Source organism: Streptosporangium sp. NPDC020072, from assembly GCF_040631445.1.
Classification (GTDB): domain Bacteria; phylum Actinomycetota; class Actinomycetes; order Streptosporangiales; family Streptosporangiaceae; genus Streptosporangium.
The window spans coordinates 100,188-118,778 of the sequence record NZ_JBEYAB010000001.1 but is presented as its reverse complement, the minus strand read 5'-3'; the positions used below and the strand labels follow the sequence as shown (position 1 = coordinate 118,778).

Below are 18,591 nucleotides of genomic sequence, written 5' to 3'. Positions count from 1 at the left end.
AGCCGCTGAACACGACCGAGGCTGACTGTCTAGTAAGCCGTCCAGCAGGAATCGCATCGCAGATTGGACACTTCTACGGCAAGGGGGCTGGTCCTGGTCCTAGGGTGCGAGGCGAACTGAGGGTGTCTGGGTTGGGTGTCCAGGGACATGGCGGGCACCTGCTTTGGCGCATGAGGGAAGGGGGCGGTGGTGGCGGATTCTGCGGCTAGAGCACGGGAACCGGATTTCGCCGCATTGATCGCTGAGTTGGTGAAGTTTCGCGATGAGCGACTGAATCGCGAGCCATCGGATCGCGTACTCGCCAAAGCCGCCACCGTCAGCCCAACCACGATCGGTACGTGGTTACGCGGGGATAGCTTTCCCCAGCAGATAGATCAACTACTCAAGCTGCTGCAGGCCATACGTGGACAGGCTGAGGCCATGGGGTTGATCCGCAAGGCTGGGGTAGCCGCTCTGCTGGACTCAGACCGATGGCGCCGTGCCCACGAGGCCGAAGCCCGTCGGCGAGCGGAGGGAACCCGCGCTGCGGTGCAAGCGCAGCAAGGTCGGATCGTGCTGGAACGTATGCGACCGGGGCGACCTCTGGAAGAGGTGAGCGATCCCTTCCAATTGGAGGTGCACCACGCTATCGAAGCTGAGGGCGAGAGTACCGATCTTCCGGTATTGCCGGTGTACGTACAGCGTGAGCATGATCGGCTGCTAGAAGCGGTGGTGGAGCAAGCAGCAGCCGGTGGCAGCAGGATCGCAGTGTTGGTCGGCGGATCGTCGACAGGCAAGACCCGAACTTGCTGGGAGGCCCTACGACCGCTGCGGGAACAAGGGGGATGGCGGTTGTGGCATCCGATCGACCCCAGCCACCCCGACGCCGTGCTGGCCGACTTAACCTATGTCGGGCCGCGAACCGTGGTGTGGTTGAATGAAGCTCAGTTCTATCTAGATGACGCCTTAGGCGAGCGTGCTGCCGCCGGGCTGCGAGAGTTGTTGCGCGACTCAGGGCGGGCGCCGGTGTTGGTGTTGGCCACCTTGTGGCCGAAGCATTGGGACACCCTAACCACACGCACCACCCCAGACCTCCATGCTCAGGCCCGTGAACTTCTGGATGGTCACAAGATCAAGGTGCCGGACGCTTTCACCAGTCCTGACCTCGTTGTTTTGGCCTCTCAAGCCGCCAACGACCCTCGACTCGGTGAAGCTGCCGCACACGCTCAAGATGGTCAGATCACTCAGTATCTGGCCGGAGTACCTGTACTGCTGGACCGCTACCAGGAAGCACCACCGCCGACCAAAGCACTGATCCACGCCGCGATGGACGCGCGTCGACTGGGATGTAGGTCACCCCTCCCCTTGACGCTTCTAGCCGACGCTGCCCCGGGCTATCTGACCGACGCTCAATGGGATCAGACAAACGACGACTGGCTACAAGAGGCACTAACCTATGTGACCGCTGCCTGCAAAGGTATCCCGGGCATTCTTACCCCCGTTAAGCCCGTCGCAAATCGCAATCGTCGCCCTGGCCCCGCCAATTATTCGGTACAAATAGGATCTGGGCCACTGTATCGGCTGGCCGACTATCTCGACCAGCATGGCCGCCGCCATCGCGCCAACGAAATTCCACCCGTTGCCTTCTGGGGTACTGTAATTCGCGCCCACCCTGACGACCTGACTGCCCTCGGGGAAGCCGCCTGGGGCCATGGTATGCGCCGGGACGCTGCCCAGCTCTACAAAAACGCCACTTCCTACGGCAATGCCGAAGCTGCCTACAACCTTGTTAACCATCTGCGTGACATACACCCCACAGACCACCGTCCGGCTCGCTGGGCTGTCATCCACGCTAGTCTCGACAACCCGTCCGCTGTAGCTGAGTTATTGAATGCTCTACGGATGGCTGAGGCTCATGAGCAAGTGGCTGCTTTGTTGGCTCGTGATCCTGCCGCTCACGTCAGCTTTAATCGTCCGTTTGGCATAGGCGAGCTCTTGAATGCTCTGCGAAGGGCTGAGGCTCATGAGCAAGTGGCTGCTTTGCTGGCCCGTGACCCTGCCACCCACGCCAGTCTCGATAACCCGTCCGCTGTAGCTGGGTTGTTGAATGCTCTGCGGATGGCTGAGGCTCATGAGCAAGTGGCTGCTTTGTTGGCTCGTGATCCTGCCGCTCACGTCAGCTTTAACCATCCGATTGGCATGCGCGGGCTCTTGAGTGCCCTGCGGGAGGCCGGAGCTGATAGCCAATTAGCCGCATTGGCCGAACGCACCATTATTCGCGCCAACCCCGATTCTCCGGTTGTCGCGATTTGGTTGCTGAACGCATTGCAAGAGGTCGGGGCTCACAGCCAAATGACCAGGCTGGCCGAGCGTTTCATTACCCAGATTAGCTTGTATAAAATATCCTTCGTGGCCCGGCTGTTGTATGCCCTGTGGAGGGTTGGAGCTCATGAGCAAGTGGCTGCTTTGTTGGCTCATGATCCTGTCGCTCGCATCAGCTTTGACGATCCGTTCGGCATAGGCTGGTTGTTGGGTGCCTTGTGGAGGGCTGAGGCTCATGAGCAGGTAGCTGCGTTACTGGCCCGTGACCCTGCCGTCCACGCCAGCCTTGATGACCCGTCCGCTGTGGCTGCTTTGTTGGATGCTCTGCGGGAGGTTGGAGCTCATGAGCAGGTGGCTGCTTTGTTGGCTCGTGATCCTGCCGCTCACGTTAGCTTTAACCATCCGTTCGGCATAAGCGAGTTCTTGAATGCTCTGAGGGCGGCTGGGGCTCATGGGCAGGTAGCTACATTATTGGCCCGTGATCCCGCTGCCCAGCTTGGCCTTGAAGATCCATTAGCCGTTATTCGGCTGTTGAATTTGCTACAAGAAGCTACGTCTGACGATCATTTCAATACGCTGGTCGAGCGGCTTCCTGGGGCAGGATACTTCGATCAGTTCGTTCAAATTGGTGATCATGGAAAGCGATTCAAATTTGGGCGAGAGCCTGACGGGAGTGCCGCATCTTCTTGGACATGGGATGACCTTGAATAATCAAACGGGTGTTGATCTTTAATTAATGACCCCTTCAAGAGGATTCACGGTTTTCGCGAATCTAGGCTTTGATCAACTAGGAAGGCAGATGTTGGCGTCTGCCGTCGTAGTCTGGAGGGCAATGTGCCTCAGTGAGGAGCACGATGAGTCAGCACAGCGAGCAGCCCACCTATCTCCGGATCGCGGATGACCTCCGCAGCCAGATTCAAGCCGGCGACCCCCCACCGGGTGGCATGTTGAAGTCGGACGCCGCCCTCGTGCGAACGTACGGCGTTGCCCGAGGCACCGTCCGGCAGGCCGTCGCCGAACTGGAGCGCCTTGGCTTGGTGGTGAGCGAGATGGGCAAGGGGCGGCGGGTCGTCGGCAGCGTGATCGGTGAGCCCAGCCCCGCCTCAACCCGGTATGAGGCCATAGCCGCGGCTCTACGCGAGGACATCACCAGTGGTGAGCTAAAGCAGGGCAACCAGCTTCCTCAAGAGGCGGCTCTCGCTGAGCGGTTCGAAGTGTCCAAAGGAACAGCACGGCAAGCGCTCCAGCTGCTGGCCTCCGAAGGTCTGATTGCGTCGGTTCACGGCAAGGGTTGGTTCGTAGGCGGAGGACAGACCGCGTTGACTCGCACTGACGAGATTGCTCATTCCATTCGCAAGGCAATTCTCGCAGGGGATTTCCCGGCCAGCTCCCGCCTCCCAGGAGAAGCGACACTTGCCGGGCAGTACGGGGTAGCACGGGTTACCGTAAGGCGCGCCTTGGCCATACTGGAAGAAGAAGGAATCATCGTGAGCAAACGAGGAGTTGGACGAATCGTCACCCGCTCCTCCAGATGAACGGCAAGCAGCGCATCGACTAGTGAGTAGGTCTCTTACATGAACGAGTCGCAATCCGCTCCCCTGCCCTTCACGGCCGCCGAAGCACGCAAGGCCCTCGACGCCGCATGCCAGAAAAACGGCCTTCCCGTCGATGACGCGAAACTCATCCGTCTCGGCGAGAATGCAATATTCCAGCTTTCCGCAGAGAAGGTTATCGTTCGAATCGCTCGCGGTATCGAAGTCCTTCCCGATGTGATGAAAGAGGTTGCTGTCGCGGACTGGCTTCGCGAGTCGGGCCTGCCAGCAGCTGAGCCCGCAGACTACGAACAGCCCGTGATTGCGCTGGGCAGGCCGGTCACCTTCTGGCGACTGATCGAGGACAGCGGCGAGAAAGCGAGCGTGAGAGACCTCGCACGGATTCTCAGGCGGCTTCATCACCTCCCAGTTCCTTCTGACCTTCCTTTGCCTAGGTTCGACATCTTCAACCGTGTGTCCGAGCGCGTCGCCAAGGCAGAGGTGCTCTCCGATCAGGATCATGAATTCCTGGTGAGTCGCATAGCTGAGCTACGCGAAAGGCATCAAAACCTTCACTACCGACTGCCACCATGTGCCGTCCACGGAGACGCTCATCAGCAGAACCTGATTCCGGCCGTCGATGGCACGGTATTTCTCATCGACTTTGAACGGTTCGCCTTTGGGCCTCCGGAAACGGACTTGGCCGTCACCGCCACCGAGCGCTTCGTGGGCTGGCACACAGCCGCCGATTACGAGAGCTTCGCCGACGTCTACGGATTTGACGTCACAGCATGGGAAGGCTTCGCCGTGCTCCGTTCGATCAATGAGCTGAAGATGACCACATGGCTCATGCAGAACGTCAACGAAAGTGAGAAGGTGGCCCGCGAGTTCAGAACGCGCTTCACCTCGCTCCGCAGCGATGGAGCAGTGCGTTCGTGGACTCCGTTCTAGGAAATCGACGGATACTTCTCGCCGACCAGTCCGAAGAACTTCTCAACGTCGCGATTCCCGCGATACTCCCTCAGATCGGTGCAAAGATCAGAGACATACCGAATGTAACGCATCGACTTGAGAGATCCGGCAAGCTCTACCGCTTGGGTCGCCAGGGCAACAGCCTGGCACGGTTCACCCTGGTGGACGTACGTCACCGCCTGCACCATCCGGATGAAGGCGAGAGTGCGAGCGTATGCCGGATCAGTAAGCTCAAGGCATCGCTCGACGAACTCTTGTGCAATACGCGGCTTCCGTAGATCACGGAAACAGTGCGCGCTCTCACCCGCCAGTTCGGCATCGTCAAAATAACTGATCCACTCGGGATCGTTGGTAATGTCCCGGGTTTCGAAGAGCTTCTCTGCCTCGCGAAGCACCTGAGAGCAGGCTGCGTCGTCACCGTTCCCCGCATGGGCTCTTGCTTCCATGGCGAGAAAACTCGCCATGGTGGTAGCGCTGGCGACCCCCTTTGAGCCCTCCTGCGCCGCTCTGGCAAGCTGTATCGCCTGCTGGAAGTTCCCAAGGTAATTCGCTTGGTGGCTCATGTTGCCGAGCAGGCGTCCCCCGAGCATTCGGTCTCCTGCGGCTTGAGCGAGACGCAATGCCTGGATCATGTAGCGCTGGGCAAGTCCGTGGCGCCCAAGGTCGTAGGCCGTCCATCCCAGAAGCTGAGCGACTTCGGCAGCAGCGGAGAAGAGCGTTCTGCCGACAGATTCGGTGAATCTGCCTTCCAGGAGCGGACTGACATCCCGAACGTAGTACTGAGCGAGGGCTGCGCGAGCGTGTCCACCACCGAATTGGAAGTCCAGCTTCATGAAGAGCTGGGTGGTCATGCGGACGGCCTGGACGTCGGATTCGCCTACGTTGACCTTCATGCCGTTCGGCGCCGGCAACGGTTCGGCCCTCGATAACAGCCATGTCAGAAGCGGCTGCGTCCATGCGGAGGGCACCACAGCAGCTTCGACGGCAAGCGGATCTTCCGCCAGATCCCGGCGAGTGAGCCCCAGTAGCCGAGAGCCAACCTCAGGTACGGCATCGGCGTATTCGAGCCCTCGTTCCAGAGTCGTCGGCGCGGTCACTCCGCCCATACCGATGTCCTCTAGAGAGAAGCGCACACCGGTTTTACGGCTGAGCGCCTCGGCTATGAACTGCGCCGTTGTGGGACGCGGCTGGACCCCTTCGAGCCAACGCTTGACGTCCACATGCGTGCAACGGAGGGTAATTCCCTCTTCCTGCGCGACAAGCTGGACACGCGACGCGAGTCCCTTGTTCGAGCAGTCAGCCCGACGCATAGTCTCAGCCAACGCAAGGTTGGGCATCCGGGACATTCCCACCTCCGATCATGCTGCCAAGGGCAGGATGGCCCCAGTCAAGTCCGCTGGACCAGCGCTTCCGCTGAATTCGTAGATCTTGTTTGTCCAGCTCAGGGGTTAAATCACCCCCGAAAATCACCCCTCAAGCAACTGGGCACCTCTGCGATCACTCTGCCAGCAGCCCTGCGGCCTGCGGTTTCCTGGAGTCAGTCACAACGAGCGAGGTCCGGCGCGACGGGATCCCAGAGGAAACCAAGGCCTAGTCCTTGACTCTTGGCGACTGTACATGTTCTATGTCTCATAGAACTTGCTCAGCAAGTTCTGGCCTTGGAAGGACTCTCGATGTACTCCTCTCACCGTCCCTGGCGACGCGCAGCAGCCGTGGTCATTACGGCTCTGCTGCTGTTCTTCGTGGTTCGCGACCCGGCCCGGGCGGCCGACCTCACCACGCGGGCTGCCGCCGGTCTCGGCGTCGTCGCCGAAAGCCTCGTGACCTTCCTCGGAAGTTTCTGAAGGAGATCCGCATGACCACCACGACCAGCACGCAGGTCCGTATCGAGTCGTTCGGCTACCTGCACGGTGAACCGCCAGCCGCGCACCTGACCATCGACCTGCGCCGACACTTCCGGGACCCGCACGTCTCTCCGCAACTGCGCTACCTGACCGCCCATGATGCGCCGGTACGGGCTGCGGTGCTGTCCACCCCGGGCATCACGGACCTGATCGAGGCGACCGCCGCCGCCGTACGTGCGTTCGCCTGCGGTCCGAGCGCCGGACCGGTGCTCGTGGCCGACGGGTGCGCTGGGGGCCGTCACCGAGCCCCGACCTTCGCCGCCGCGCTCGCCGACCGGCTACGCGCGGCAGGGCTCACAGTCACGCTGTCCCACCGCGACCTGGACAAGCCCGTCGTCCAGCGCTGACCCGCTCCACCAGCCCCGACGGTCGAAGGCAGGGTTCGACTCCCTGCCGGGGCGCTCCGACCAACAGGCCGGTAACTCACCCGGGGACGGCCCCCATCCGCCAAGACCGAGGCCGCCCCCTTCGACTCCGTAAGGAGCGTATTCATCATGCTCCACCGAGCGACCCCGGCCAAGTCCGAGGTGTGCACGTCGGACTGCCGCAATGGCCAGATCTGGAACCCCGGCTCCGGTCCCTATCCCTGCCCTCTGTGCCAGGGCAACAACTCCACGCAGAAGGCCGACCGATGAGCAACCTGCGGCACGCCTACCTCACCTGGCGGCCCGCCGGCCATCTGCCCGGCTGCCGCCGTCCCGCCTGGGACGTGCAGACCCTCACCGTGGAGCGGCCCGGCGGGATGAGTGAGCTGGGGATGCGGGCGGTGTGCTGGTCGTGCGGCACCGTCCACAACCTCACCGCCCACATCGTCCCTGACACCGAACCCGACCTCGACTCCGACGCTCCCGGCGTCGACACCGGTGGTGAGGAGATGCGGTCGGAGGCGCATCTGCGGCTGACCGCGACCTGGGTCACCGGCTACGGCCAGCCCGCCATCCGGTCGGCTGGGCTGTGGCTGCACCCCGGCCCGGCTGTCCTGCGCCGCATCAGCACCCCGCCGGACCCGGTCGGCTACCTGGTCACCACCACCCCCGCCACCCCCCGCACCGCCGCCGACGTCGCCGGGTTCATCACCCGCCGCCGCGGCCCGCGAGGCGGGGTCGTGTGGAGCGCTGGCGTCGGCTACGACCCGCCCACCGTCACCCGGCACGGCCTGCCCTCCCGGACAGCTGCGGCCCGCTGGATCGCCGCCACCATCACCGCTCAGACCACCCGTCCGTAACCCTCGAAGGAGCACGTCATGGGCAAGAAAGTCGACTTCGCCGTGTACCGGACCAACCCCCACGCCCGGTTCACGATGGCCTACATCTGCTCGTGCGGTCAGCCGACCATCGGCTACAGCGACGACCTCAAGGGCCTGTACACCGGCGAGTGCGCCAACGGCCACTCCTCCACCGTGATGGCTAGTTGACCGGCCAGGCCCTCAGAACCAACCCGGGGCGGCGCACATCCGCCAAGACCCGCACCGCCCCGGTCTCCTTCTCCACTCTTCAGTAGTCAGGAGTTCTCGCCATCATGGCAAATCTCGTTCGCCTGCACACCACCGACTCGAACCGGCACACGGTGGGGGTCGAGCCCATCACCGACGGCCTCCGTCTGCGGGACCCGTCACTACCCGCGAACGCGCGTCTGGCCGTGGTAGAGCGCACCGGTGGCCGGTTCGGCACGGTGTGCACCACCGACCTGACCAACCACAGCGGCGCCGACCTGGGCGCCATGGCCCGCGTTTACGCCGACGCTTACGGCGCCCGGCTCGCGCTGAGTCTGCACCCGTCCCGGATGACGGACGAGCAGCTCGTCGCGGCCTGGGGGGTCGAGGGTGAGCCGCCGGTCTCTGAGTGCGCCTACGACCCCGCCTTGCACACCGGCCCCGAGCACAACGCCGAGACGCCCGGCGAGCAGGCCGCCCGCGAGGAGATCGCCCGCGAGGTGTGCGCCACCTGCCCCGCCCTCCGGTTCTGCGGCCTGTACGCCGCCAAGGTCGGCCCTTCCTCCGGCGTCTGGGCGGGCCGTACGCCCGAGCAGGTCGCCGAGCACGCCGCCCGCCTCGACCGGGTGGCCGAGTTCGGCAAGCAGGTGGCGTGATGGCCGCCCGGTTCCAGTGCTTGACCTGCACGCGCCGCCACAACGCCCTGATCGGGTGCACGCGTTGCGCGACCGGCCCCAGTGAGCAGATTCTGCGCTGCCCGACCCATGGTGCTCGTTCGTCGGCCCAGTGCGGTGCCTGCCGCATGATGCGCTCCCCGGCCGGTTGTTGAGATGTTCGCCCCTTTGCTGACCGACCCGGCGGGGTTGTTCTCCACCCTGACCGGTCTGCGTCTGCCCCACGGCTCGTATGTGATCTGCGGATCGGCCGCGTTGTATGTGCGCGGTCTGCGCGCTCACCTCGGTGACCTGGACGTGTTGGCGACCGGCTCGGCCTGGAGCATCGCCGCCACACTCGGCGCCCCACGGCCGACCCCCTCCGGACATGGTCAGGTCATCCACCATCCGCACGCTGCCATCGAGTTCGTGGACCGGTGGACGCCCGGCTGGTCTACCGACCGGCTGATTGCCACCGCCGACACGATCGACGGCCTGCCCTTCATGCGCCTGTCCTGCCTGCTGGCCTGGAAACAGGCCGCGCGCCGTCCCAAGGACCTGCCCGATATCGCCGCCGTGTCCGCCCTACGCCGGATGTGGACCGGCCATCACATCTCCGCCCTTGAGAGGAGGCCCGCATCATGACCACCACCCTTCCCTTGGCCGTCACCGCCGAGCGGACGGTGAGTGAGCTGGCCGGGCTGGCCGACCTGGCCGCCGCGCTACGTTCCCACGCCACCCGGCCTGGCCTGCTGATCACCCTGGCCCCCGACCTCGACCGCAACGCCGAGGCGTCGGTGAGCCTGTGCGACGGCACCGCCCGCATTGACGTCGGCCCCGCCTTGCTGACCTCCGACCCGCAGGCGTTGTATGGGGTGCTCGCTCACGAGATCGCTCACCACGCGCTGAACCACGGCGATGGCATCGTCCGCCGGTACCGGGCACGTGTGGCCCAAGCCGCCCTGCTGGGCGGGCTGGCCTTGAGCCTTCCCTCCCTGGCCGTGCTGGCGCTGGCCCTCCTGGTGATCGGTGTCCATCTGGCGGATGCGCGCCGGTCCCGGCTGGAGGAGTACGACGCCGACGCTCACGGGGTCCGGCTGCTGGAAGCGACCGGTCTACCTGGGCGCCAGATCATGGCCGCGGCGCTGGCCGATCTGCCCGCCGAATCGACTGGTTACCGCCTGGCGGGGTGGGTGTTCGGTCAGCACCCGACGGCCCGCGCCCGCCGCCGCACCCTCGCCGCGGGCCGTCCGGCCCGGCGGTTGCGGTGGGCGCTGATCTGGCAGCGCACCACCACCCCAGCCGCCGCCTGCTACGGCCTGGCCGTCACCCGCCCCGACATCACCCGCCCCGTTCCGGCGCCGGAGGTACACCCATGAGCCACCAGCACGAACCGCAGACCGTGGACTTCCTGATCATCCTGACCGCGAGCATCCCGATCTACAACGGGTCCCAGCAGTTCACCATCGCCCGCACCCTCGCCGTTGGCCCCCGCTCGACCCGGGAGGGGCTGCTGTCCTGGGCGCTGGACCAGCTGCCGGAGGACACCGCGGGCCGCGCGAACATCCTGTTCTTCTCCGCCGAGCCCAACGCCCTGCCGGGGGTGACGGGATGAACACCGTCCCCGCCCCATCCCCGGAGCCGTCTCCGGAGGAGATCGCCCAGGGGCTGGCGGAGATCGAGCGTTACGCCGCTGGAGTTGCCGCCCTCCGCGACCCAGCCCCGGCCGACGACCCGGCTGACCCGGTCCCCCCAGCGGTCCCGGTCGAGGACGGCGAGACCAAGCGAGTGCAGCAGCTGCGCGCCCAGGTCGCCGAGGCGCACCAGCTCGTCGAGTTGCAGGCCGATGAGGCGCCGCTGCTGGTCGATACGGCCAAGGTCCGTAAGCGTCGTGCCCGGGTGGCCGAGGCCGCGCGACTGTACGCGCTGAGCCAGGACCCCACCACGTTGGCCTGGGCTGATGCGCGGATGCGGCGGATCAGCACGGTCATGGCGATGTCGGCTGCCATCATCGCCCTGGCCGTCTCCTCCATCGGCGTGCAAGCGTCGATGGCCAAAGGGCTCGGCCTCGCTGACGGGGCGCTCGGGTGGTGGGCCGCCTTCGGCGTCGAGCCGGTCCTGAGCTTGCCGCTGCTGGCGGCTGTGGGGGTTCAGGCGTACGCCGCGATGCGCGGCAAGCCCGTCGATCGTAAAAGTGCCGAGGGCAAGCGGCTCTCCCGGATCGAGGCGCTGCTGCTGGGGCTGACGCTGGTCCTCAACTGCTGGCCGGCGCTCATCAACGGGCACGGCTCCCTCGACCAGGTTGCCCTCGGGTTGATCGTGCACAGTCTCGGCCCGGTGGGTGCGGTGGTCGCGGTGTGGACCCTGCCCACCCTGTGGGCGGTCCTGGCGACCCTGCCTGTACCGGGGGGTACCGGAGCCTGTACCACCCCCGGTATCAGCGAAAACACGTCTCCCGGCGAGGGTGGGGAGTACAGCCGGTACACCGGCGACCGAGCCGACATCGAGGTCCTGGCCGACCGGGTACGCCGACTGATCGCCGCCGGGCAGCTGCCCGCGGCCCCTGGGATTCACAAGATCCGCAAAGCGCTCGGGTGCGGCGCCACCACCGCCACCCGGGTGCAGGCGGCCCTGGGCGGGGGCGCCTGATGACCCCATCCCCGCACGAGCACCCCATGGTGCACATCCCCTCACCCGCCCAGCCACGGATGGGCTTCTGGCAGCGGGTGCGGGTCATCGCCCGGATCGCGGTGGCGCTTCTGGTGCTGCTGCTCACCGCCGCCGACGAAGGCATCAGCGCGCTGCTCGGCTGGCCGCCGCTACTGCCGACCCTGCGCCACCTGGTCGCCGTCGTCGCCGACGAGTACCGGGCCGCAGCCGACCGCTTCGCCAACGGTGACGTGGTGGAGGCCGATGTGATCGATACCGATGAGGAGGTCTGGCGATGAGCCGCCCCAATCCCAACCCCGCCCGTCCGGTCAGCCGACGTGGCATCACCGAACTGTCCGGCATCGAGTTCACCGGCTCCCTCGGGGCCGCGTTCCTCGCCTACGGGCGGGCGCTGACCGGCCTGGCTGAGCGGTGGAACGTGGAGCTGGAGATCGCCGCCGCCGACGCCGAGGCCGCGATGGGTTCCATGAAGGGTCACGCGTTGCTGTTCGGCCTGGACTCCAAAGTCCGCGCCCGCCGGGTGGCCCGGCGTCTCAAGCGCGCTCAGACCCTGGTCGCTGCGCTCGGTGCGCGTGGTGAGGAGTTCCACCGCAGCTACCGGCGCCACTTCATCCCCAACGCTTAACCCGACCTAGGAAGGAGGCCCGTTCATGGGGACTGGACAGCAGCGGCTGGATGAGATCGCCGCGATCGAGTTCCACGGCAAGGTTCCGGCCCAGATCACCGCCTACACCGTCGCCACCCAGCTCTTCGCCCACGACATCGCCCGCGAACTCAGCCACGCCGAATCGGCCGCGGAATCGGCGATGACGCAGTTGAAGGGGCACCCGCTGCTGCTGGGCATCGACATCCGCGCCCGCGCCTGGCGGGTCGCACGGCACCTGCGGGAAGCGAAGGAGTTGGCCGAGGGGATCTCGGCTGAGGCGGTCAAGTTCAACCTGCAGTTCCGCCAGGAGTTCCTGGAGGCGCTGCAGGCATTGGAGCAGCGCTCCGCCAAGGGCAAGGACTACAAGGGAAAGGTTGAGCTGTGATGGGCCGCAAGAGTTCCGCTCCGTCTCTGCAGGTGGTGCAGGAGGCCACCATGGACCGCCTGGCCGCCTCCGCCGTCTCCAAGGTCGGCGTCCTCGTTCCGCCGTGGGCCGTCCTCGGTGCCGAAGCCGCCGCCGGAGCCGTCTCCCATGGCCTGTGGGGGCAGGCCCCGGCGGTGACGTGGGCCGCGGTCGGCTGCACCCTCGGCTCGACCGTGCTGACCGGGTTGACATGGGCGGTGACGCACCAGCGGCGCCTGATCGGCCGGTTGCACGCCACCGCCACCACCGCCGCCGCGGCGACCTGGTTCACCGCCGCCACCATCACCGGCCTCGGAGCGCCCGTGGTCAGCGGCGCCCTGTTCTTCGGGGGCGCCACCCTGGCCCTGTCGTGGAACATCCGGACCGTCATCCGCAACACCTCAACCGACGGGGAGGGTGAGGGTTCCGGGGATGCGCTGGGGTCGCTGTTCGCCCGCGCCCGCGAGCAGGCCGGACTCAAAGGCGCCCGCGTGCGGGCCACCGAGGTCACCGCGCACAAGGTCAAGGGGCAGATGCAGCTGCCGCCCGGGGAGAAGACCGCCGATGAGGCGATCAAGAGCATCGACCGGATCGAGTCGGGCATGCAGCTGCCGCCCGGCAGCGTCACCGTCTCCCGCGACGACGACCGCGCCGATCGGGCGCACATCACGGTGTCCGACCCGCGCGCGATCCGCCAGCCGATCCCGTGGCCCGGCCCGTCCCACCCCGGCGCCTCCATCGACAAACCCCTCAGGATCGGCCTGTATCAGGACGGCGACGACGTGCAGTACCGGTTCGTCGGCCATCACCTGCAGATCATGGGCATGACCGGGTCCGGCAAGTCCATCGGCGGGGCGTGGAACATCATCGGGGAGATCATCACCCGCCACGACGCTGCGGTGTTCTCCATCGACATCAGCAAGGACGACCAGACCATGGGCCCTTTGCGGGAGGGGCTGGCCCGGTTTGAGAGCACCAAGGCCGGGGCGGTGCAGCTGATCCGCGCCCTGCACGCCGAGATCCCCAAGCGCACCAAGTGGTTGGCCGAACACGGCTACAACACCTGGGAGCCCGGCTGCGGCCTGACCTACTGGTACCTGCACGTTGAGGAGATCGCCAAGCTCATCAACGAACTCGGCTCCCAGGACGAGGACCTGCTGGGGGAGATCCTCAAGGAGATCCGCTCCGCCGGGGGCAGTGTGATCCTGTCGCTGCAACGCGCCGACTACACCCAGATCCCCACGATCTTCCGCTCCCAGATGGCCAAGATGTGCTTCGGCCTGTCCGACCCCGACGACGTCAAGTACGGGGTCTCCTCCCGCCAGAGGAAGGCCGACGTCGAGCCGCACGAGTGGGAGGACCATCACCCCGGCATGGCCTACCTCGACGGCAAAAGCGTCCGCCCCACCCACTACGCCATGCCGATGCGGACCTTCACCTGGGGCAGCAGTAGCGCCGAAGCGCGGGCCGCGATGGTCGCCCACGCCGCCGCCTTCCCGGCCGCCGGAAAGAAGATGGACGTCTTCACCGCTGCGCTGGCCCGCCCGACCATGCCTACCGCGTCCGTTCCCGCTGGGGGCTCTGTGCCCGCGCTGCAGCCCGTCCCGTCCGCTGAGGGGGAGCCTGATGAGCAGGAGGAGTTCGCTGCCGTGTTCGCCGACCTGCTGGCCGACGCCGCCGCACTCGTCATCGCGACCCAGCACGCTTCCCCGGCCATGCTGGGGCGCAAGCTGCGCGCCAACCGGCATGACTGCCTGCGGCTGCTGGAGGCGTTGCACCGCAAGGGCGTCATCGGCGCCCCGCACCCTGGCACGGACGAGCGGCCCGTCCTGATCGGCGCCGACGACCCCGCCGTGGCCGGGATCGTCGAGCAGCTGCGGACCGTCGGCGACGTCGTCACCGCTGCCCTCGCCCAGCTCGATGACCCCGACCCGGCACTCACCGCCACGCCCGACGACACCGTCCAGGCCCCGACCCCGGCGGAGGCCGACGCGTTGCAAGCCGACGGTCCCGCCACCCAGATGGACCCTCTGCAGGCGCGTGACCTTGTTCACGCCTGGCTGCGCCAGCGCCACCAGAGCGGGCGGCGCACTTTCACCGCCACCGATGATGAGCTGACCGCGACCCGCCGCGCGACCGGGTTCGGCCGCGGCTGGATCTACAAGGTGCTGACCGACCTGACCGACCGTGGCATCCTGGCCGTCGACAAGGCCGGAACCACCCGCACTTTCACCATCGTCGACTTGTCCCCCCTCGACGGCGACAGCGACGACGGCTACGAACGCGCCGCCTGACCAAGCGGCCCCAGGGCGGCGCCGGTCTGACCGGCCGGAGCCGCCCCACCCACCCGGCAGCCCCCGCTACGCCTCGCGTGCGGCTGCGCGTGGGGGAGAGCGACCGCCCCGAAATGATCTTGTCACGGGTGTCACGGCACCTGTCACGGGGGCTGTCACACCCCTGTCACGCCCGTGTCACGGGGTCGCTGTCACGGTGTCACACCCCCTCTGACCTGTAACTCCCTCCCCCGACCCCCGGCCGTGACAATCCCGGCTTGTCACACCCACCTCCGCTCCACCCTTTTGGGCCGTACCCGGCCCTCCATTTCTTCACCGAAGGACGTGTTTCCTCATGACGATCCGCCTCATCGGCCTACCCGACGAGACCGCCCCCGCTGTGCCCGCCGTGTCCGCGACCGTCCCGCTCACCGTCATCTACTGCGGCAGGCGTTACCGGTTGTGGGAGGGGCGCATCCTTCTCGACTGGAGCAAACGTCCCGTCCTGCAGCACCGCGTCGGGTGCGTGCTGTGCTGCCAGGAGCGCATCACCGCCGGTTCCAGCTCACCGGCCCGGCACCTGCCCACCTGCCACAACTGCATGACCTACCCCGGCCCTCGCCCTGACCCGTGCTGGTCGTGCGGCACGACCGCGCACTTCCGTGACGACGACGGCCGCCCCACCCACAAGGTCTGCCTGGAGCAGACCATCACCGCCGCCGCCCTCGCCGGACACGTCCCGACCGTGCTGGAAGGACAGGCCGCATGACGCACGCCGACGTGCTGAGCGTCGGGTCGGTGTGCACCGGCTATGGCGGACTGGACCTGGCCTTCTCGGCCGTGCTCGACACCCGCCTGGCCTGGGTCGCCGACCCCGCCCCCGCCCCGGCCGCGATCCTGACCCACCACTGGCCACACGTGCCCAACCTCGGCGACCTCACCACCCTCGACTGGACCACCGTCGAGCCGGTGGACGTGCTGACCGCCGGGTTCCCCTGCCAGGACCTGTCATACGCCGGACGCGGCGCCGGCATCACGGAAGGAACCCGCAGTGGACTGTGGCTCACCATCGCCCGAGCCGTCCATACGCTACGACCCCGCCTCATCCTCCTGGAGAACGTGCGGGCCATCGTTGGTCGGCGACCTGGCCTTGACGTCGTCCTCGCTGACCTTGCCCGCCTCGGGTTCGATGCGGAATGGACATGTGTCCGCGCGTGTGACGTCGGCGCCCCCCACCAACGCGAACGCTGGTTCCTCCTGGCCTGGCCTGCCGACTCCCACGGCCCGCGATTGGAAGGGCACCGGCTACCCCGGGCAGCTGCCGAACACGGTGGCTCTGCTGCCGACCCCCACGACCTCGGAGGGCACCGGAACCGGACCACCCGACAGCCCCCGCAACGACACCCTGCGAGCCCAGGTCGCACTACTGCCGACCCCACGAGCATCGGCAGCGGAGAACCGGCAGACCCGGCGCACCCCCTCGCAGCAGGCAGGCACGCACGGACTGTGCCTGGCCGCCGAAGTGGCCGAACTACCGCCCGCCCCAGGAACGACCTCCGAGACGAAACAGCTGTCGAATGGGGCCGCTACGGCCCGGCCATCACCCGCTGGGAGACCGTCACGGGCCGCCGCGCTCCCCGGCCAGCTGACGATCGACGACGCCTCGCCCCCGCCTTCGTCGAATGGCTGATGGGCCTGCCGCCCGGGTGGGTCACCGCCGTACCCGGCCTGACCCGCAACCAGCAACTCCACGCCCTGGGCAACGGCGTCGTCCCCCAACAGGCCATCGCCGCCCTGCACACCCTCCTGCCCGCCCACCGAACCACACCGACCGGGAACGAGGCCGCCGCATGACCACCCTGACCGAGGCCTACCGCGCCATGGCCGCGCTCGTGGCCGACCTTGACGGCCAGCATCGCCGCGAACGAGCCGCCTACGAGCAGGGCTACCGCGACGGCCACCGCAACGGTTGGGAGACCGGCTACGGCCACGCTCACCACGAGATGGCCAGCCACTGGGCCCGCCTGGCGAAGCACGTGCGCGAACTGGCCCGCACCCGCCCCTATGGAGAGCTGGACCAGCGCCGCTGGGACGGCCACCGCGCCGACTTCGCCCACCCCCGCCCCACCGATCGTCAGCGTCTTCGACTCGCGGCTCAGGCCCGGCGAAGCGCGTAACCACTGACCGACACCCGCATCCAGCCGCAGGAGGATCTGTGCTCGTATCACCGTCCGCAGCCAAGCCCGGCCGGGTCCCGGGAGCGGGAACGCGATGAGTGCCCCGGCCGACGTGCCCTGGCCTCACGAGCAGGCCGCCGCGCCGCGCACCTGGGAGGCCCCGCTTCCGATCGGTGCGCGGCCCGCGCTCCCGGCCTTCCCCTCCCACGCCTTCCCCTCCTGGCTGGCCGACTTCGTGGCCGCCCTGGCCGAGGAAACCCAGACTCCGCATGACCTGGCGGGCTGCATCGCGCTGGCCGCCATCTCCACCGCTGCCGGGGGCCGCGCCATTGTGTGCGTGCGCGGCACCTGGAGCGAACCGGTCAACATCTACACCCTCGTGGCCATGCCACCCGGCTCCCGCAAGTCCCCGGTGTTCCGGGCCATCGTCTCCCCGCTGCTGAGCGCAGAGAAGCTTCTGCAAGAGCAGATCAAGCCGCAGATCACCGAAGCCAAAATCGCCCAGAAAGTCGCCCAGGAAGCCGCCGAGAAGGCCACCCACAAAGCCACCACCGGCCGTGGGGACCCATCCCTGCTGGCCGAAGCCCAAAGCGCCGCCCTGGCCGTGGACACCATCACCATCCCGGTAGAACCCCGCCTGGTCTCCGACGACGCCACCCCGGAAACCGCAACCACCCTGCTCGCCGAACAAGGCGGACGCCTCGCCGTCCTGTCCGCCGAAGGCGGCATCTTCGCCACCCTCGCCGGCCGCTACTCCGGAACCCCCAACCTCGACCTCTTCCTCAAAGGGCACGCCGGAGACCTGCTCATCGTCGACCGGCGCGACCGCCGCGAACGCGTGGACAACCCCGCCCTAACACTGGGGCTGGCCGTTCAGCCGGAGATCATCACCGAGATCGCCAAATCCCCCGGCTTCCGCGGCAAAGGACTCCTGGGCCGGATCCTCTACAGCCTGCCCGCGAGCAACGTCGGATACCGCGCGATCGACCCCGACCCCATCCCCGACCTGGTCACCGCCACCTACACCGCGAACCTGGAACGCCTCGTGCTGACCATGCACGGCTGGACCGACCCCGCCCGCCTCGTCCTGTCGCCCGAAGCCGCCGAACTGTTCGCCGAACAACGCCGCCACACCGAACCCCGCCTACGCCCCGAAACCGGCGACCTGGGCCACATCGCCGACTGGGCCGCCAAATTCGACGGCGCCGTCGCCCGCCTGGCCGGACTCCTGCACCTGGCCACCCACATCGACGACGGATGGCGCCGACCCATCGACGGCCCCACCATGGCCGCCGCCATGGAACTCGGCGAGTACTTCACCACCCACGCCCTGGCCGCCTTCGACGCCATGGGCACCGACCCCGACCAAGAAGCCGCCCGCACCGTCCACGAATGGCTCACCCGCACCCGGCCTGAGCGCTTCACCGTTCGTGAGGCGTTCACCACGCTTCCACGAAGCCGCTTCCGCAAGGTCGGTGACCTGGAACCCGCCCTCGACCTGCTAGAGCAACTCGGCTGGATCCAGCGCGAGCCCGAACCGCCCCGCACCGGCCCCGGCCGCCGCCCTTCACCCAGGTACGCCGTCCACCCCGATCTCTGCCGCCCTGCCACCTGACCGCCGAAAAGCA

Annotated in this window: 21 protein-coding genes; 20 read left to right on the top strand and 1 reads right to left on the bottom strand. The window is 67.0% G+C overall.

What is annotated here, in order from left to right:
• Positions 1-189 precede the first annotated feature (189 nt).
• From ABZ470_RS00565 to ABZ470_RS00555, 3 genes are all read left to right on the top strand, one after another.
• A complete protein-coding gene (locus tag ABZ470_RS00565) occupies positions 190-3,012 on the top strand; it encodes a hypothetical protein (RefSeq protein WP_362909044.1) in 2,823 nt (940 codons plus the stop codon).
• A 143-nt stretch (positions 3,013-3,155) separates the two neighbouring features.
• Positions 3,156-3,836 carry a GntR family transcriptional regulator gene (locus ABZ470_RS00560; protein WP_362909042.1) on the top strand — a complete coding sequence of 227 codons (681 nt, stop codon included), beginning with the start codon at positions 3,156-3,158 and terminating at the stop codon, positions 3,834-3,836.
• 39 nt (positions 3,837-3,875) lie between these two features.
• A complete protein-coding gene (locus ABZ470_RS00555; RefSeq protein ID WP_362909040.1) occupies positions 3,876-4,784 on the top strand; it encodes an aminoglycoside phosphotransferase family protein in 909 nt (302 codons plus the stop codon).
• Here the strand turns inward: ABZ470_RS00555 and ABZ470_RS00550 are convergent.
• Positions 4,781-6,025, bottom strand: coding sequence for a hypothetical protein (locus ABZ470_RS00550; protein ID WP_362909038.1), 1,245 nt, complete (start codon positions 6,023-6,025; stop codon positions 4,781-4,783). The genes ABZ470_RS00555 and ABZ470_RS00550 overlap by 4 nt on opposite strands.
• Positions 6,026-6,478: 453 nt before the next feature.
• On the opposite strand from ABZ470_RS00550, the gene ABZ470_RS00545 reads away from it, so the two are divergent.
• The 17 genes from ABZ470_RS00545 to ABZ470_RS00465 all read left to right on the top strand — a co-directional run bounded on the left by ABZ470_RS00545 (position 6,479) and on the right by ABZ470_RS00465 (position 18,578).
• Positions 6,479-6,649, top strand: a complete 171-nt coding sequence (locus tag ABZ470_RS00545; RefSeq protein WP_362909036.1) for a hypothetical protein — start codon at positions 6,479-6,481, stop codon at positions 6,647-6,649.
• 11 nt (positions 6,650-6,660) lie between these two features.
• Positions 6,661-7,056, top strand: a complete 396-nt coding sequence (locus ABZ470_RS00540; RefSeq protein WP_362909034.1) for an RNase adapter RapZ — start codon at positions 6,661-6,663, stop codon at positions 7,054-7,056.
• A 284-nt stretch (positions 7,057-7,340) separates the two neighbouring features.
• Positions 7,341-7,934 (top strand): hypothetical protein, encoded by a 594-nt coding sequence (locus tag ABZ470_RS00535; RefSeq protein ID WP_362909032.1) that lies wholly within the window; start codon positions 7,341-7,343, stop codon positions 7,932-7,934.
• Between the two features lie 18 nt (positions 7,935-7,952).
• Entirely contained in the window at positions 7,953-8,123 is a 171-nt protein-coding gene (locus ABZ470_RS00530) for a hypothetical protein (protein WP_362909030.1), read from the top strand.
• 104 nt (positions 8,124-8,227) lie between these two features.
• Positions 8,228-8,797, top strand: coding sequence for a WhiB family transcriptional regulator (locus tag ABZ470_RS00525; protein ID WP_362909028.1), 570 nt, complete (start codon positions 8,228-8,230; stop codon positions 8,795-8,797).
• A gap of 186 nt (positions 8,798-8,983) precedes the next feature.
• A complete protein-coding gene (locus ABZ470_RS00520) occupies positions 8,984-9,439 on the top strand; it encodes a hypothetical protein (RefSeq protein ID WP_362909026.1) in 456 nt (151 codons plus the stop codon).
• Positions 9,436-10,173: a M48 family metalloprotease gene (locus ABZ470_RS00515; RefSeq protein ID WP_362909024.1), complete on the top strand. Its 738-nt coding sequence runs from the start codon at positions 9,436-9,438 to the stop codon at positions 10,171-10,173. Before ABZ470_RS00520 ends, ABZ470_RS00515 begins: the two co-directional genes overlap by 4 nt.
• Entirely contained in the window at positions 10,170-10,409 is a 240-nt protein-coding gene (locus ABZ470_RS00510) for a hypothetical protein (RefSeq protein WP_362909022.1), read from the top strand. The genes ABZ470_RS00515 and ABZ470_RS00510 overlap by 4 nt, the downstream gene beginning before the upstream one ends.
• Positions 10,406-11,443: a hypothetical protein gene (locus ABZ470_RS00505; protein WP_362909020.1), complete on the top strand. Its 1,038-nt coding sequence runs from the start codon at positions 10,406-10,408 to the stop codon at positions 11,441-11,443. The genes ABZ470_RS00510 and ABZ470_RS00505 overlap by 4 nt, the downstream gene beginning before the upstream one ends.
• Positions 11,443-11,742, top strand: a complete 300-nt coding sequence (locus ABZ470_RS00500) for a hypothetical protein (RefSeq protein WP_362909018.1) — start codon at positions 11,443-11,445, stop codon at positions 11,740-11,742. The genes ABZ470_RS00505 and ABZ470_RS00500 overlap by 1 nt, the downstream gene beginning before the upstream one ends.
• The gene (locus ABZ470_RS00495) at positions 11,739-12,089 is read left to right on the top strand and encodes a hypothetical protein (RefSeq protein WP_362909016.1); all 351 of its coding nucleotides are present in this window, start codon (positions 11,739-11,741) and stop codon (positions 12,087-12,089) included. The genes ABZ470_RS00500 and ABZ470_RS00495 overlap by 4 nt, the downstream gene beginning before the upstream one ends.
• A 25-nt stretch (positions 12,090-12,114) precedes the next feature.
• A complete protein-coding gene (locus tag ABZ470_RS00490; protein ID WP_362909014.1) occupies positions 12,115-12,495 on the top strand; it encodes a hypothetical protein in 381 nt (126 codons plus the stop codon).
• Positions 12,495-14,807, top strand: a complete 2,313-nt coding sequence (locus tag ABZ470_RS00485; RefSeq protein ID WP_362909012.1) for a hypothetical protein — start codon at positions 12,495-12,497, stop codon at positions 14,805-14,807. The genes ABZ470_RS00490 and ABZ470_RS00485 overlap by 1 nt, the downstream gene beginning before the upstream one ends.
• Before the next feature lie 334 nt (positions 14,808-15,141).
• Positions 15,142-15,555 carry a hypothetical protein gene (locus ABZ470_RS00480; RefSeq protein WP_362909010.1) on the top strand — a complete coding sequence of 138 codons (414 nt, stop codon included), beginning with the start codon at positions 15,142-15,144 and terminating at the stop codon, positions 15,553-15,555.
• A complete protein-coding gene (locus tag ABZ470_RS00475; protein ID WP_362909008.1) occupies positions 15,552-16,640 on the top strand; it encodes a DNA cytosine methyltransferase in 1,089 nt (362 codons plus the stop codon). Before ABZ470_RS00480 ends, ABZ470_RS00475 begins: the two co-directional genes overlap by 4 nt.
• Positions 16,637-16,963 (top strand): hypothetical protein, encoded by a 327-nt coding sequence (locus ABZ470_RS00470; RefSeq protein WP_362909006.1) that lies wholly within the window; start codon positions 16,637-16,639, stop codon positions 16,961-16,963. The genes ABZ470_RS00475 and ABZ470_RS00470 overlap by 4 nt, the downstream gene beginning before the upstream one ends.
• A 94-nt stretch (positions 16,964-17,057) precedes the next feature.
• On the top strand, positions 17,058-18,578 hold the full coding sequence (locus ABZ470_RS00465; RefSeq protein WP_362909004.1) for a YfjI family protein: 1,521 nt from the start codon (positions 17,058-17,060) through the stop codon (positions 18,576-18,578).
• Positions 18,579-18,591 lie beyond the last annotated feature (13 nt).

What these genes read in the sequence shown, in the direction of transcription:
- ABZ470_RS00560 (WP_362909042.1), top strand. Translation starts at nt 3,156, where the DNA reads ATGAGTCAGCACAGCGAGCAGCCCACCTATCTCCGGATCGCGGATGAC.
- ABZ470_RS00555 (WP_362909040.1), top strand. Translation starts at nt 3,876, where the DNA reads ATGAACGAGTCGCAATCCGCTCCCCTGCCCTTCACGGCCGCCGAAGCA.
- ABZ470_RS00545 (WP_362909036.1), top strand. Translation starts at nt 6,479, where the DNA reads ATGTACTCCTCTCACCGTCCCTGGCGACGCGCAGCAGCCGTGGTCATT.
- ABZ470_RS00540 (WP_362909034.1), top strand. Translation starts at nt 6,661, where the DNA reads ATGACCACCACGACCAGCACGCAGGTCCGTATCGAGTCGTTCGGCTAC.
- ABZ470_RS00535 (WP_362909032.1), top strand. Translation starts at nt 7,341, where the DNA reads ATGAGCAACCTGCGGCACGCCTACCTCACCTGGCGGCCCGCCGGCCAT.
- ABZ470_RS00530 (WP_362909030.1), top strand. Translation starts at nt 7,953, where the DNA reads ATGGGCAAGAAAGTCGACTTCGCCGTGTACCGGACCAACCCCCACGCC.
- ABZ470_RS00525 (WP_362909028.1), top strand. Translation starts at nt 8,228, where the DNA reads ATGGCAAATCTCGTTCGCCTGCACACCACCGACTCGAACCGGCACACG.
- ABZ470_RS00515 (WP_362909024.1), top strand. Translation starts at nt 9,436, where the DNA reads ATGACCACCACCCTTCCCTTGGCCGTCACCGCCGAGCGGACGGTGAGT.
- ABZ470_RS00510 (WP_362909022.1), top strand. Translation starts at nt 10,170, where the DNA reads ATGAGCCACCAGCACGAACCGCAGACCGTGGACTTCCTGATCATCCTG.
- ABZ470_RS00505 (WP_362909020.1), top strand. Translation starts at nt 10,406, where the DNA reads ATGAACACCGTCCCCGCCCCATCCCCGGAGCCGTCTCCGGAGGAGATC.
- ABZ470_RS00500 (WP_362909018.1), top strand. Translation starts at nt 11,443, where the DNA reads ATGACCCCATCCCCGCACGAGCACCCCATGGTGCACATCCCCTCACCC.
- ABZ470_RS00495 (WP_362909016.1), top strand. Translation starts at nt 11,739, where the DNA reads ATGAGCCGCCCCAATCCCAACCCCGCCCGTCCGGTCAGCCGACGTGGC.
- ABZ470_RS00490 (WP_362909014.1), top strand. Translation starts at nt 12,115, where the DNA reads ATGGGGACTGGACAGCAGCGGCTGGATGAGATCGCCGCGATCGAGTTC.
- ABZ470_RS00485 (WP_362909012.1), top strand. Translation starts at nt 12,495, where the DNA reads ATGGGCCGCAAGAGTTCCGCTCCGTCTCTGCAGGTGGTGCAGGAGGCC.
- ABZ470_RS00480 (WP_362909010.1), top strand. Translation starts at nt 15,142, where the DNA reads ATGACGATCCGCCTCATCGGCCTACCCGACGAGACCGCCCCCGCTGTG.
- ABZ470_RS00475 (WP_362909008.1), top strand. Translation starts at nt 15,552, where the DNA reads ATGACGCACGCCGACGTGCTGAGCGTCGGGTCGGTGTGCACCGGCTAT.
- ABZ470_RS00470 (WP_362909006.1), top strand. Translation starts at nt 16,637, where the DNA reads ATGACCACCCTGACCGAGGCCTACCGCGCCATGGCCGCGCTCGTGGCC.
- ABZ470_RS00465 (WP_362909004.1), top strand. Translation starts at nt 17,058, where the DNA reads ATGAGTGCCCCGGCCGACGTGCCCTGGCCTCACGAGCAGGCCGCCGCG.